Origin of the sequence: Streptomyces sp. NPDC021212, assembly GCF_044332925.1 — a bacterium.
Taxonomy (GTDB): Bacteria; Actinomycetota; Actinomycetes; order Streptomycetales; family Streptomycetaceae; genus Streptomyces.
On sequence record NZ_JBIRPZ010000035.1, the window covers coordinates 1 to 16,160 of the forward strand.

Sequence of the window (16,160 nt, forward strand, 5' to 3'; positions counted from 1 at the left end):
GTGAATCAGGATGGTGCGTCGAATGGGTTGACGGCGCCGAATGGTCCGTCGCAGCAGCGGGTGATCCGGCAGGCGTTGGCGGGTGCGGGGTTGTCCGTGTCCGAGGTGGACGCGGTGGAGGCGCACGGTACGGGGACGACGTTGGGTGATCCGATCGAGGCGCAGGCGTTGCTGGCGACATACGGTCAGGAGCGGCCGGGTGACCAGCCGCTGCTGCTCGGCTCCATCAAGTCGAACATTGGGCACACGCAGGCGGCTGCGGGTGTGGCTGGTGTGATCAAGATGGTGCAGGCCATGCGGCATGGCGTGCTGCCTGCCTCGTTGCACATCGATGAGCCGACCCCTCATGTCGATTGGAGCAGTGGTGCGGTACGGCTGCTGACCGGGCCCGTGGAGTGGCCGCAGCACGAGCGTCCCCGCCGGGCCGGCGTGTCGTCCTTCGGCGCCTCCGGTACGAACGCCCACGTCATCCTGGAGCAGGCCCCGCAGGCCCCGCAGGCCCCGCAGGCTCCCGGACCGGCGTCGGGGGCGGCGCACGATGGGGTCGTGCCCTGGGTGCTGTCCGCACGGAGCGCCGAAGCACTGCGCGGGCAGGCCACGGCACTGGTGGCGCGTCTGTCTCCCGACCCGCAGGTATCGGCCGTCGAGGTGGGCTGGTCGCTGTTGACGTCCCGCTCGCTGTTCGAGCACCGAGCCGTGGTGCTGGGCAGCGACCGCACAGACATGGCGGCGGCGGTGGAGGCACTGGCGGCCGGTGAGCCGCATCCGGGGGTGGTGCACCGGCCTTCAGGGGCGGTCGCGTCCGGAAAGACGGTGTGGCTGTTCAGTGGACAGGGCAGCCAGCGCGTGGGCATGGGCGCCGGGCTGTACGACCGTTTTCCGGTCTTCGCCGCAGCGTTCGACGAGGTCTGCGGCCTGCTCGACCCGCATCTAGAACACCCGTTGCGACAGGTGGCGTTCACCGGTGTTCCGGAGCAGCCGGGGCTGCTGGACCACACTACCTACGCCCAAGCCGGACTCTTCGCCCTGCACGTCGCCCTGGCCCGGTTGTTGGAATCGCTGGGGCTGCGCCCCGATGTGGTGATCGGCCACTCGATCGGCGAGGTCGCCGCCGCCTATGTGGCCGGTGTCTTCGACCTCCCCGACGCCTGCCGACTCGTCGCCGCCCGCGCCACCCTCATGGGCCGGCTCCCGGACGGCGGCGGCATGGCCACCATCACCGCTACCCCCGACGAACTTGCCGAAGACCTCGCCGAGCACGACGGCCAGGTCACCATCGCGGCCCTCAACACCCCTACCAGCACCGTCATCTCAGGGCCCACCAGTTTCGTTCAACAGATCGGTACGGCCTGGGCCGAACGCGGCCGCAAAACGCGGATGCTCAGCGTCAGCCACGCCTTCCACTCCCCACTGATGGACCCCATCCTCGAACCCTTCACCCAAGCCATCACCGGCCTGACCTATCACCGGCCTACCCTCCCCCTCATCAGCAACCTCACCGGACAACCCGCCGACGAACAGATCGCCACCCCCGACTACTGGGCCCAGCACATCCGCCAACCCGTCCACTTCCACCCCGCCATCACCCACACCGCACCCGAAACAGCCACCTTCCTGGAATTGGGACCAGATCCGGTCCTGGCCACCGCAACACAACACACACTCAGCCACGCCACCACCGACACCGACCAGCCCAGCCCCCTGGTCACGGCCACCCTCACCCGCAAACAACCCGACGCCCGCGCCTTGGGCCACACCCTCGCCCAACTCCACACCATCTCTGCCGATGTCGACTGGACCAGCTGGTTCCCGACCGACCCCGCGCCGCGGACGGTGGAGTTGCCCACCTACGCCTTCCAACGCGAGCGGTACTGGCTGGCCGCGGCCGGTGGAGTGGGGGATGTCGCCGCCGCCGGGTTGCAGCGGGTGGAGCACGCGTTGCTGCCCGTGGCGGTGGGGCTGGCGGACGGTGGGGTGTTGCTCACCGGCCGGGTCTCGGCCGTCGGCGTCAAGAACTGGCTGGCCGAACACGTGATGGCCGGCGCGGTGCTGGTGCCGGGTGCGGCGCTGGTGGAGTGGGCGTTGCGGGCGGCCGATGAAGCCGGGTGCGGTGGGGTGGAGGAGCTGGCGCTTCAGGTCCCGCTGGTGCTTCCCCCATCCGGCGGGCTGCGAGTCCAGGTGGTGGCGGGCCCGGCCACCGAGGACCGGCGGCGCGATGTGCGGATCTACTCCCGCCCCGACCGCGATGCCGAACCGGGCACCGACCCGGGGTGGGTGTGCCATGCGGAGGGCGTGCTGAGCCCACCGTCGGTCGATGGCGGGGCTGAGGAGCTGTCCGGGGCGTGGCCCCCGGCAGAAGCGGAACCGGTGGACGTGACCGGCTTCTACGAGCGCGCGGCGGCGGCCGGATACGTGTACGGTCCGTCCTTCCAGGGCGTACAGGCCGTGTGGCGGGAGGGTACGGACGTCCTCGCCGAGGTGGCGCTGCCCGAGTCCGCCGGAGACCGCGATGGCTTCGGCATCCATCCCGCACTGCTGGACGCCGCCCTGCAACCGGCGCTGCTGCTCGACCCGTCCGAGCCGGAGCCGGACACCACCCGGGTGTGGCTGCCGTTCGCCTGGCAGGGCGTGTCGTTGTGGGCGGGTGGCGCGACGACGGTCCGGGTCCGGCTCTCGCCCCGGTCGCCGGAGGCGAACGGGGTGGAGGGGGAGCGTGGCCTGCGGGTGGTCGTGGCCGATGCGGTGGGCGTTCCGGTGCTGACGGTCGACGCGTTGGTGATGCGCTCGGCCGACCCGGATCAACTGCGGGCTACCGTGGGGCCCGAGGTGGACGGGCTGTTCACCCTGGACTGGACCCCCTTGCCGACATCACCGGAAAGCCACGACGCCGACGAGTCGTCGGCAGCTGCCGACTGGGTCCAGCTGGGGCAGGCGGAGTCGGCCCCGATCGGGGAGAGCACGGTCCGCCATCCGCATCTGGCGTCCCTGATCGCCGCGCTTGATGGCGGTGCATCCGTTCCCTCGGTGGCCGTCGCCTGCCTGTCCGCTCCCTCCCCGGGCGGCAACGTGGCCGATACCGGACTGGCCCTGACGGGCGAGGCGTTGGCGCTGTTGCAGGGCTGGCTGGCCGAGCCGCGTCTGACCGATGCCCGGCTGGTGGTCGTCACCCGGGGCGCGGTCGCGGCCGGGGTGTCCGACGGCGAGGGCCAGGGCGCCAGCGAGGGACAGGGCGACGGTGGCGTGAACGCGGCCGGTGCCGCGGTGTGCGGGCTGGTGCGCAGTGCGCAGGCGGAGAACCCCGGCCGCTTCCTGCTGCTCGACCTCGACCCCGCTGGTGAACCGGCCGACGAGAGCATGGTGGACGGCGTACTGCGGGCCGTGGCGATGGACGAGCCCCAGGTGGCGCTGCGCGCCGGGCGGGTCCTGGTGCCCCGGCTGCTGCGCGCCGGTGGGGCGAGCACCGGGGGAGTGGTGGGGCCGGCCGGGCAGCCCGCGTGGCGGCTCGAACTGACGGGCGCGGCCACGCTGGACAATGTGAAACCGGTGCCCTGCCCCGAGGTGCTGGAGCCTCTGGGCGCGGGCCAGGTGCGGGTCGCGGTGCACGCGGCGGGCATCAACTTCCGCGACGCCCTGATCAGCCTGGGGATGGTCCCGGGCCAGACCGGGCTGGGCGGCGAGGGCGCCGGGCTGGTGGTCGCGGTCGGCCCGGGGGTGACCCAGGTGGCGGTGGGCGATCCGGTCATGGGTGTCTTCGACCGTGCGTTCGGCCCGCTGGCGGTGACGGACGCACGTATGGTGGCGCCGATCCCTGCCGGGTGGACGGTCCAGCAGGCTGCCGCGGTGCCGGTGGTGTTCCTCACCGCGTGGTACGGGCTGGTGGAGCTGGGCGGCCTCCGAGCGGGCGAGTCGGTACTGATCCATGCGGCCGCCGGTGGTGTGGGCATGGCGGCGGTGCAGATCGCCCGCCACCTGGGCGCCGAGGTGTACGCGACGGCGAGCCCCGGCAAGCATGCGGTGCTGGAATCCATGGGGATCGACGCCGCACACCGGGCCTCCTCGCGCGATCTCGACTTCGAGCACGTCGTACGCGAGGCCACGGGCGGCCGCGGCGTGGACATCGTACTGAACAGCCTCGCCGGCCCCTTCGTCGACGCATCGCTACGGCTGCTGCACGAGGGCGGCCGACTCCTGGAGATGGGCAAGACCGACATCCGCGACCCGGAGCGCATCGCGGCCGACCACCCGGGCGTGCGCTACCAGGTCTACGACCTGATCGGGGACGCCGGACCGGACCGCATCGGCGGAATGCTGGCCGAGCTGGGCTCGCTCTTCACGGCCGGAGTACTGGAACCGCCACCGCTACGGGCATGGCCGTTGGACCGGGCGCGGGAGGCACTGCGATACCTCAGCCAGGCCAAACACACGGGCAAGCTCGTGCTGGACATCCCGCCCCCGGTCGACCCGCACGGCACCGTACTGATCACCGGCGGTACCGGCACCCTGGGCGCCCTGGTCGCCGAGCATCTGGTGCGCACGTGGCAGACCAGGCATCTGCTGCTGGTCAGCCGCAGCGGCCCCGACGCCCCGGGCGCGAAGGAGCTGGCGGTCCGGCTGGGCGAACTGGGTGCACAGGTACGGATCGAGGCGGCGGATGTCGCCGAGGCCGCCGCAGTGGCCTCCCTGGTGGCGGGCGTCGACCCGGAGCACCCGCTGACCGGGGTGATCCACGCGGCCGGTGTTCTGGACGACGCGGTGGTCACCTCGCAGACGCCGGAGCGCCTGGCGCGCGTGTGGCAGGCCAAGGCCACGGCGGCGGCCCATCTGCACGCGGCGACGGCGGAGCTGCGGCTCGGCATGTTCGTGATGTTCTCCTCGGCTGCCGGGGTGCTGGGCAGTCCAGGCCAGGCCAACTACGCGGCGGCCAACGCCTTTTGTGACGCCTTGGCCGCCCGCCGCCGGGCCGAAGGGCTGCCGGGCGTGTCGGTGGCCTGGGGGCTGTGGGCCGAATCCAGCGAAATGACCGGAAACCTCACCGAAGTGGATCTGGCACGGATGGCCCGCTCCGGTATCGCAGCAATGGCGGGCGACCACGCCCTGGCACTGCTCGACGCCGCCGTTCAGCACGGCGGCCACCAGCTGATCGCGGCAGATGTGAACACGCGGGTCCTCGCCGCCCAGCCCCAGGACACCCTGCCCGCCGCGCTGCGCGCCCTGGTCGCGGCGAGTGCCGGTGCCGGGCGTACGACGGAACGCCGTACGGCGGCGGCCGCCGGTGCACAGCCGGTCGACTGGGCCGGCCGGCTGGCGGGATTGTCCGCCCATGAGCGGCGTCGGGTGCTGCTCGATCTGGTCCGTGGCCACGCGACCACCGTGCTGGGCCATGCGGATGCGGAAGCGGTCCAGGCGGACACCAGTTTCAAGGATCTGGGCTTCGACTCACTGACCGCGGTGGAACTGCGCAACCGGCTCTCCGCCGCCACCGGCCTGCGGCTGCCCGCCGCCCTCGTCTTCGACTATCCCGAGGCGGCCATCCTGGCCGACTATCTGCTGGAACGCCTCGTCCCCGAAGAGGACGGCTCGCCGGGCCGGTCCGGTGTGGACCCGGCCCTCGGCGAACTCGCCCAGTTGGAAGCCACGTTGGCCCGCCTGGATGTGGCGGACGACGAGTCCGGGGCGGTCACGGCCCGGCTGGAGAGTTTGCTGGCCACGTGGAAGGCGACGCGGAACCTGGCGGGCCGGAAGACCGCCGCGGAGCGGCTGGAGTCCGCGTCCGCGGCCCAGGTTCTCGACTTCATCGACAACGAGCTGGGTGTGTCCTGAATGTGCCGGGCGCGACGATCGCTTAAGGCCGGGTGAAACCTCATGGTGAACGTGAACGTAAACGAAGAAAAGCTGGTCGAATACCTCAAGCGCGTGTCCGCGGATCTGCATGACACACGGCTGCGCTTACGTGAGGTGGAAGAGCGTTCCCAGGAGCCGGTGGCCGTGGTGAGCGTCGCCTGCCGCTTCCCGGGCGGAGTGGACACCCCCGAGGCACTGTGGCGACTGGTGTCCGAAGGAGTCGACGCGATCGGCGACTTCCCCACCGATCGTGGCTGGGACCTGGAGGGCCTGTACCACCCGGACCCGGATCACCCCGGCACCACCTATGTCCGCCGGGGCGGCTTCCTCGACGCCGCCGACCAGTTCGACCCCCAGTTCTTCGGCATCAGCCCGCGCGAGGCGCTGGCCACCAGCCCGCAGCAGCGGCTGTTGCTCGAAACCGCGTGGGAGGCATTCGAGCGGGCCGGTATCGATCCCCTTTCCCTGAAGGGCTCCCCCACGGGGGTCTATGCCGGTACGGCCACCACCGGCGGCGCCTCGGGCGACCTCCCGGAGACGGCATCAGAGGGATACGCGGGCAACGCCCCGAGCCTGCTGTCGGGCCGGGTGTCCTACACCTTCGGCCTGGAAGGCCCGGCCGTCACGGTCGAGACGGCGTGCTCGTCCTCTCTGGTGGCCATCCACCTGGCCATGCAGGCCCTGCGGCAGGGCGAATGCACGCTCGCCCTCGCCGGTGGGGTCACGGTGATGGCCACCCCCGAGGTGTTCACCGGATTCTCCCGGCAGCGCGGCCTGTCCCCGGACGGCCGGTGCAAGGCGTTCGCCACCACCGCCGACGGCACGGGGTGGGGAGAAGGCGTCGGCCTGGTGCTGCTGGAGCGGCTGTCGGACGCACGGCGCATGGGCCACGAGGTGATGGCCGTGATCCGCGGATCGGCCATCAACCAGGACGGCGCCAGCAACGGGTTCATGGCGCCGAACGGTCCTTCGCAGCAGCGCGTCATCCGCCAGGCGCTGGCGAACGCCCGGCTGGCCCCCTCCGAGGTGGACGCCGTCGAGGCCCATGGCACCGGCACTACACTGGGCGACCCCATCGAGGCGGACGCGCTGATCGCCACGTACGGGCAGGACCGGCCGGAGGACCACCCCCTGTGGCTGGGGTCCTTGAAGTCCAACATCGGCCATACGCAGGGCGCGGCGGGCGTGGCCGGTGTGATCAAGATGGTGATGGCGCTGCGCCACGAGACGCTGCCCGCCACCCTGCACGTCGATGAGCCGACCCCTCATGTCGAGTGGGACGGAGGCGGCGTACGGCTGCTGACCAAGCCCGTCGAGTGGCCGCGCGGTGACCGGCCACGGCGGGCAGGGGTGTCCTCTTTCGGGATCAGCGGGACCAACGCGCATGTGATTGTGGAACAAGCTCCGGACGCGCCCGAGGCGGCGCCGACGCCCGAGCACGGTGGTGTGGTGCCGTGGGTGGTATCGGGGCGGAGCGAGGAGGCCTTGCGGGGCCAGGCGGGCGTGTTGGTGGCGCGTCTGGCTGAGGATCCCGGGCTGATGCCGGTGGATGTGGGCTGGTCGTTGGTGACGTCGCGGTCGGTGTTCGAGCATCGTGCGGTGGTGGTGGGTGAGGGCCGTGCGGGGTTGGTGGCGGCGGTTGAGGCGTTGGCGGCGGGGGAGTCGCATCCGGGTGTGGTGTGTTCGGGTGCTCCGGCGTTGGCGAGTGGTGTGGGTCCGGTGTTGGTGTTTCCGGGGCAGGGTTCGCAGTGGGTGGGGATGGGTGCGGGGTTGTTGGATGCGTCGCCGGTGTTCGCGGGGCGGGTGGCGGAGTGTGAGCGGGCGTTGGCCGCGTATGTGGATTGGTCGTTGAGGGATGTGCTTCGTGGGGCGGAGGGTGCGGCTGATCTGGGTCGGGTGGATGTGGTGCAGCCGGTGTTGTGGGCGGTGATGGTGTCGCTTGCGGCGGTGTGGGTGGGGCACGGGGTGCGGCCTGCGGCGGTGGTGGGTCACAGTCAGGGTGAGATCGCGGCGGCGGTTGTGGCGGGGGCGTTGTCGTTGGAGGACGGCGCGAAGGTGGTGGCGCTGCGTAGCCGGGCTCTGCGTCGGTTGGCTGGTGGTGGCGCGATGGCGTCGCTGGGCTTGGGCCAGGAGCAGGCCGGACAGCTGCTGGCCCGGCTGGGCGATCAGGCTGCGGGCGTGGGTGTGGCTGCGGTCAACGGGCCCTCTTCTACGGTGGTGTCGGGGCCATCGGAGCAGGTGGCCTCGGTGGTTGCCGCGTGTCAGGAGAACGGCGATCGGGCGCGGCTGATCGCCGTGGATTACGCCTCGCACGGTCCCCAGGTCGATGAGATCCGCGACGAGCTGATGCGCGTACTGGACGGCGTGACCCCGGTCGACGTGGCCGGAGCAGGCCCCGCGTTCTACTCCACGGTGACCGGCGGCCGGATCGCCACAAGTGGTCTGGACACGGCGTACTGGGTGACCAATCTGCGGGAGCAGGTGCGGTTCGCCGAGACGATCGAAGCGTTGGTGGCCGATGGGCACCGGGTGTTCATCGAGGCCAGCACCCATCCCGTACTGGCGGTCGGCATGCAGGAGACCTTCGAGCGAGCGGGCATCGACGCGACGACCGTGCCGACGCTGCGCCGCGACCACGGCGGTCAGGACCAGCTCGTGCGCTCTCTCGCCCAGGCGTTCGTCACAGGCGTACGAGTGGACTGGACCACCCTCTTCCCGGCCGAGCCCACGCCACGGACGGTGGACCTTCCGACCTACGCCTTCCAGCGTCGGCGGTTCTGGGCGGCTGCCGCGAGCGGTCGAGTGGGCGATGTGGCCGCGGCAGGGTTGCAGCGTGTGGAGCACGCCGTGCTGCCCGCCGCGGTCGGGCTGCCCGAGGGCGGGTTGCTGCTGACCGGCAGGGTCTCGGCTGGAAGTGGCGGCTGGCAGGCCGAGCACGCCGTCGCGGGCGCGGTGTTGATGCCCGGTGCGGCGCTGGTGGAGTGGGCGTTGCGGGCGGCCGATGAAGCCGGGTGCGGCGGCGTCGAGGAGCTGGCGCTTCAGGTGCCCTTGGCCCTCCCCGAGTCGGGCGGCTTGCGCGTACAAGTGGTGGTGGGCGAGGCGGCCGAGGACGGAAGGCGCGACGTGCGGGTGTACTCCCGCCCCGACCGCACCGCCGAGCCGGGCGGCGACCCGGGGTGGGTGTGCCACGCGGAAGGCGTGCTGAGCCCGCCATCCCCGGACGGCCCGGCGGACGAGTTGTCCGGCGCATGGCCCCCGGAGCAGGCGACGCCGCTGGACGTGGCGGAGTTCTACGAGCAGGCCGCGGCGGCCGGGTACGCGTACGGCCCGTCGTTCCAGGGGCTTCGGGCGGCGTGGCGCGACGGTCAGGATCTGCTGGCCGAGGTGGCGCTGCCGGAGGCCGCCGGAGACCAAGACGGCTTCGGTATCCACCCGGCGCTACTCGACGCAGCACTCCACCCCCTCCTGTTGGCCGACCGGTTCGCCGCCGACTCCGACCTGGCGGAAGCCGAGCAGCTGTGGTTGCCGTTCGTCTGGAATGGCGTATCCCTGCACGCAACGGACGCGACCACGGTGCGCGTACGGCTCACGCCGAGCCAGGAGAGCGCGACCGGCGAGCGTGGGCTACGGCTGGTCATGGCCGATGCCGGGGGTGGTCCCGTTCTCACGGTCGACTCCCTCACGATGCGCCCGGCCGATGCCGATCAGCTTCGGTCCGTGGGCGGGCGCGATGCCGGTGGGCTGTTCACGCTCGCCTGGACGCCCTTGCCTGCCGTGCCGACGACGACGGATGACGACGGCTGGGTGGTGCTGGGCGGCGACGGCTCGGATGATGTCGTGTGCCACCCGGATCTGACCGCGCTGGCTGCCGCGATGGACGGCGGTACGCCGGCTCCGACCCTGGCCTTGGCGTATCTCCCGGCCGTGCGTGTGCCCGTCGACGATGACTACGTGGCGGATGCGAGCGATGGGCTCACCGCTGTCGGCCACGCACTGCGCCTGGTCCAGGGCTGGCTGGCCGAACCACGCTTGGCCGATGCCCGGTTGGTGGTGGTGACGCGGGGTGCGGTCGTGGACGCCGGGGAAGGCGTCCCGGATCTGGCCGGTGCCGCCGTTTGGGGCCTGCTGCGGAGTGCTCAGGCGGAGAACCCGGACCGGTTCATCCTCCTCGACACCGATCCCGACCCCCACGCCGAGGTCACCCATCGCAGTGTGGCCGACGCCGTGGCCCATGCCGTACGGGCTGATGAGCCGCAGGTGGCCATGCGGGCCGGGCAACTGCTGGTGCCTCGCATGGCCCCTGCCCGCGCAGGCCAGGACGAGTCCACCGCCGAGGGACCGGACGTGCCCGGCGCTCTCGACCCGCACGGGACAGTACTGATCGTCGGCGGTACGGGCCTGCTGGGCGGCCTGGTCGCCGAGCACCTCGTACGCACCTGGCGGGTCAAGCACCTGGTGTTGGCCAGCCGCCGAGGCCCCGAGGCCCCGGGCGCGCAAGAACTGACCGACCGGCTGAGCGATGCGGGCGCACAGGTACGAGTCGTCACCGTGGACGTCACGGACGCGGGCGCGGTGGCCGAGCTGGTGGCGGGGATCGACGCGGAGCATCCGCTGACCGGTGTCATCCATGCCGCGGGCGTACTGGATGACGGGATGATCACCTCGCTGTCTCCGCAACAAGTGGCGCGGGTGTGGCAGGCGAAGGCCACGGCGGCGGCCCATTTGCATGCCGTGACGGCGGACCTCCCGCTGGGCATGTTCGTGATGTTCTCCTCGGCCGCCGGAGTGGTGGGCAACGCCGGTCAGGCCGGATACGCGGCGGCGAACGCCTACGTCGATGCGCTGGTCGCCCGCCGACGCGGTCTCGGGCTGTCCGGGCTCTCGGTGGCATGGGGGCTGTGGGAGCAGTCCAGCGCCATGACCGGGCACATGGGCCGGACGGACCTGACCCGGCTGCGCGGAATGAGGCCGTTGTCGTCCGAGCGCGGACTTGCCCTGCTGGATGGCGCGTGCCGAGTGCAGCGTCCGCTGGTGGTTGCGGTGGATCTTGATGTGGCGGGGGTGGCTGGTGGTGATGTGCCTGCGGTGTTGCGGGGGTTGGTGGTGGGGCGTGTTCGGCGGCGGGTGGCGGTTGGTGGGGGGCGGGTTGGTGGGTTGGCTGGGCGGTTGGTGGGGCTGGATGAGGGTGCGCGGTTGGCTGTGGTGGGGGACGTGGTGCGGGGTTGTGTGGCGGCGGTGTTGGGGTTTGGTTCGTCGGGTGAGGTGCGGTCGGGGGCGGCGTTCAAGGAGTTGGGTTTTGATTCGTTGACGGCGGTGGAGTTGCGTAATCGGCTGTCGGCGGTGACGGGGTTGCGGCTACCCGCCACGATGGTGTTCGACTATCCGACGCCCCACGCCCTGGCCACCTACCTGTGCACCCGACTGGTGGGCGAGTCCGCGGTGACGCGTGGCACGGCGATGACGGTGACCGACTCCGGTGAGCCGATCGCGATCGTGGGCATGACCTGCCGGTTCCCCGGTGGTGCGACGTCTCCCGAGAAGCTGTGGGAGCTGGTCGCCTCGGGGCAGGACGTGATCGGAGAGTTTCCGACCGGCCGAGGCTGGGATCTGGACGGCCTCTTCCATCCGGACCCCGACCACCCGGGCACGTCCTACGCCCGCAAAGGCGGGTTCCTGTATGACGCCGACGCGTTCGATGCGGGGTTCTTCGGCATCAATCCGCGCGAGGCGCTGGCGACGGATCCGCAGCAGCGGCTGCTGCTGGAGGCGGCGTGGGAGGTGGTGGAGCGGGCCGGTATCGACCCCGTGTCGTTGAAGGGTACTCCGACTGGTGTTTACGCCGGAGTGATGTACCACGACTACGCCGCCGGGCTCAGCAGCGGCGCCGATGCCAAGCTCGAAGGCTATGCGATGCTCGCGGGCTCGGGCAGCGTGGTTTCGGGGCGGGTGGCGTACACGTTGGGGTTGGAGGGCCCGGCGGTGACGGTGGATACGGCGTGTTCGTCGTCGTTGGTGGCGATGCATCTGGCCGCGCAGGCGCTGCGGCAGGGTGAGTGCTCGCTCGCTCTCGCGGGGGGTGTGACGGTGATGGCCACCCCGGATGTGTTCACCGGTTTCTCGCGCCAGCGTGGCCTGGCTCCTGATGGGCGGTGCAAGCCGTTTGCCGCGGCTGCTGATGGTACGGGGTGGGGCGAGGGGGTGGGGTTGCTGTTGTTGGAGCGGTTGTCGGATGCGCGGCGTCATGGGCGTCGGGTGTTGGCGGTGATCCGGGGTTCGGCGGTGAATCAGGATGGTGCGTCGAATGGGTTGACGGCGCCGAATGGTCCGTCGCAGCAGCGGGTGATCCGGCAGGCGTTGGCGGGTGCGGGGTTGTCTGCGGCCGAGGTGGATGCGGTGGAGGCGCACGGTACGGGGACGACGTTGGGTGATCCGATCGAGGCGCAGGCGTTGCTGGCGACATACGGTCAGGAGCGGCCGGGTGACCAGCCGCTGCTGCTCGGCTCCATCAAGTCGAACATTGGGCACACGCAGGCGGCTGCGGGTGTGGCTGGTGTGATCAAGATGGTGCAGGCCATGCGGCATGGCGTGCTGCCTGCCTCGTTGCACATCGATGAGCCGACCCCTCATGTCGATTGGAGCAGTGGTGCGGTACGGCTGCTGACCGAGCCCGTGGAGTGGCCGCAGCACAAGCGTCCCCGCCGGGCCGGCGTGTCGTCCTTTGGCGCCTCCGGTACGAACGCCCACGTCATCCTGGAGCAGGCTCCAGACGCCCCCGAACCGGCGTCGGCATCGGCGCACGATGGGGTCGTGCCCTGGGTGCTGTCCGCACGGAGCGCCGAAGCACTGCGCGGGCAGGCCGCGGCGCTGGTGGCACGTCTTGCCGAGGACCCTGGGCTGATGCCGGTGGACGTGGGCTGGTCGTTGATCAAGGCGCGGTCGGTGTTCGAGCATCGTGCGGTGGTGGTGGGCGAGGACCGTGCGGAGTTGCTGGCTGCCGTCGAGGCGCTGGCGGCGGGGGAGCCCCACCCGGACGTGGTGCAGGCGGGCGTTCCGGCGTCGGTGAGTGATGTCGGTCCGGTGCTGGTGTTCCCGGGGCAAGGATCCCAGTGGGCCGGTATGGGAGCCGCGCTGCTCGATGCGTCGCCGGTATTCGCGGCGCGGGTGGCGGAGTGCGAGCGAGCGCTGTCGCCGTACACCGACTGGTCGCTCACGAATGTTCTACGCGGAACCGAAGGCGCGGCCGATCTGGGCCGGGTGGATGTGGTGCAGCCCGTCCTGTGGGCGGTGATGGTGTCCCTTGCCGCCGTGTGGACCGGCCATGGCGTGAAGCCCGCCGCCGTTGTGGGTCACAGCCAGGGGGAGATCGCGGCGGCGGTTGTGGCCGGGGCGCTGTCGTTGGAGGACGGCGCGAAAGTCGTGGCGCTGCGCAGCCGAGCCCTGCGCCAACTCGCCGGTGGCGGAGCGATGGCCTCGCTCGGCGTGGGCCAGGAGCAGGCCGAACAGCTGCTGCTCCGGCTTGGAGAACAGGCCGAGGCGGTGGGTGTCGCAGCGGTCAACGGGCCCTCATCCACGGTCATTTCAGGGCCGCCGGAGCAAGTGGCCGCCGCAGTGGCCGCATGTCAGGAGAACGGCGACCGCGCACGGCTCATCGATGTGGACTACGCCTCGCACGGCCCCCAGATCGATGAGATCCGCGACGAACTGTTCCGCGAACTCGACAGTATTCGCCCGAACGACACCTCCGGACCAGGCATCACGTTCTACTCGACGGTGACCGGCGGCCGCGCGGATACGGCACAACTGGACACCACGTACTGGGTGACGAATCTGCGGGAGCGCGTACGGTTCGCCGACGCGCTCGAGGCGGCGCTGGCCGATGGGCATCGGGTGTTCATCGAAACCAGCACCCATCCCGTGCTGACCATCGGCATGCAGGAAACCTTCGAGTGCACGGACGTGGAGGCCGTCACGGTGCCCACGCTCGCCCGCGAGCGTGGAGACCGCGCCCAGCTGGTCCGGGCGCTCGCCCAGGCGTTCGTCACCGGAGTCGACGTCGACTGGACGGCCCTGTACCCCGCCTCGCCCCCGCCCCGGGTCGTGGACCTGCCCACCTACGCCTTCCAGCGTGAGCGGTATTGGCTCGACGGCCACAGCGGTCGCGGAGGCGACCCCGCTGACCTCGGGCTGGTTTCCGCGCGGCATCCGGTGCTGGCCGCCGCCGTGGAGCTGGCCGATGGCAACGGCCATGTGCTCACGGGCCGACTCTCGGCGCGCAGGCATGCCTGGCTCGCTGAGCATGTGGTGGCGGACGCCGCGCTGGTGCCTGGTGCGGCCCTTGCCGAGTGGGCGCTGCGGGCCGCCGACGAGGTCGGAGCCGGTGGCGTGGAGGAACTGGCGCTCCGGGTCCCGCTGGTGCTGCCCCCATCCGGTGGCGTGCGTCTTCAGGTGGTCGTCGGCGCGTCCGGGGACGACGGGCGCCGCGATGTGCAGGTGTACTCGCGGCCCGACGGCGATGCCGATCCCGACGCCGTGTGGGTGTGCCACGCGGAGGGCGTACTGAGCGCGCCCGCCGACCGCACCGACGACGCGGCCGGACTGACCGGCGCATGGCCACCGGCAGGCGCGGAGCTGCTCGAGACGGAGGGATTCTACGAACGTGTCGCGGCGGCGGGGTATGCGTACGGGCCGTCGTTCCAGGGGCTACGGGCGGTGTGGCGGGACGGCGCGGACGTCCTGGCCGAGGTGGTGCTGCCGGAAGCCGCGGGCGAGCACGGTGGCTTCGGCGTCCACCCGGCGCTCCTCGACGCCGCCCTGCACCCGGCCCTGTTGATCGACCAGCTCGCCAGCGGCCCCGACACCCAGCCCGCCCCTGGCCAGGTGTGGCTGCCGTTCGCGTGGAACGGCGTGACGCTGTGGGCAGCCGAGGCCACCACGGTCCGGGTGCGGCTGTCCCCCCACGAGCAGAGCGCGGACGGAGAACGAGCGCTGCGCGTGACCGTGGCGGACGCGGTCGGCGCCCCGGTACTGACCGTGGAGTCGGTGGCGATGCGCCCGGCGAGTGCGGACCAGTTGCGGTCGGCGGAGAGCCGTCGTACGGACAGCCTGTTCACCCTCGACTGGACGTCCTTGCCCCTCGCCGTGGACGCCACGGCACCGGCGGGCGGCGACGGCCACTGGGCGGTGCTGGGCACCGACTCCCCACACCTTGCCGGACCGGATGTGAACCACCTGCCGGACCTCACGGCACTGATCGAGTCGCTCGATCGCGGGGAGCCGGCCCCGGCGGTGGTCCTTGCCGACGTACCGTCCACGGGTGCTGGCGACGCTACGGCAGCCGAGGGCCTGGCCAAGACGGAACGGACGCTGGCCCTGCTCCAGGGCTGGCTGGCCGAACCACGGCTGTCCGAGGCCCGGTTGGTGATGGTGACGCACGGTGCGGTCACGGCTGACGGCTCTGCCGAGCGTGGTGTGCAGGTGGCTGCCGCCGCCGTGTGGGGCCTCGTGCGCAGCGCCCAGTCGGAGAATCCCGGCCGGTTCCTCCTGCTCGACCTTGACGGCGAGGCCGGCGCCGACGCCGTACGGGCTGCGGTCACACACGCCGTGGAGCGGGAGGAACCACAGCTCGCCATCCGTGCGGGGCGGGTCCTCGTGCCCCGCCTCGTCCGGGCCGGGGCCGGTGGCGCGGGGCTGGTGGGTCCGGTGGAGCAGCCCGCGGCATGGCGGTTGGACACCGTCGGGGCGGCCACCCTGGACAATGTGGTGCCGGTGCCCTGCCCCGAGGTGCTGGAGCCGCTGGGGCCGGGCCAGGTGCGCATCGCCGTCCGCGCGGCCGGTATCAACTTCCGCGACGTGGTGGTGAGCCTGGGCATGGTGCCGGGGCAGACCGGGCTCGGCGGCGAAGGCGCCGGCGTGGTGGTGGACATCGGCGCCGGAGTCACCGATGTCGCGGTGGGAGACCGGGTCATGGGCGTCTTCGACCAGTCCTTCGGCCCCCTGACGGTCACGGACGCACGGCTCGTGGCCCCCGTACCGGCCGGGTGGAGCTTTCAGCAGGCCGCCGCCGTACCGGTGGCGTTCCTCACCGCCTGGTACGGACTCACGGACCTCGCCGGACTCCGGCCGGGCCAGTCGGTGCTGATCCATGCCGCGACGGGTGGTGTGGGGATGGCTGCGGTGCAGATCGCCCGCCATCTCGGTGCGGAGGTCTACGCCACGGCTTCTCCCGGCAAGCATGCGGTGCTGGAGGACATGGGCGTCGACCGGGGACACCGGGCCTCGTCACGTGATCTGGACTTCGAGCACGTGGTGCGGGAGGCCAC

Annotated in this window: 2 protein-coding genes; both read left to right on the top strand. The window is 71.6% G+C overall.

What is annotated here, in order from left to right:
* Positions 1-5,820: SDR family NAD(P)-dependent oxidoreductase (locus ACH4SI_RS41890; protein WP_398306283.1), on the top strand; the 5,820-nt coding region annotated here is incomplete at its 5' end.
* A gap of 42 nt (positions 5,821-5,862) precedes the next feature.
* Positions 5,863-16,160, top strand: a 10,298-nt coding sequence (locus ACH4SI_RS41895; RefSeq protein ID WP_398306286.1) for an SDR family NAD(P)-dependent oxidoreductase, incomplete at its 3' end; no start/stop codon positions are given.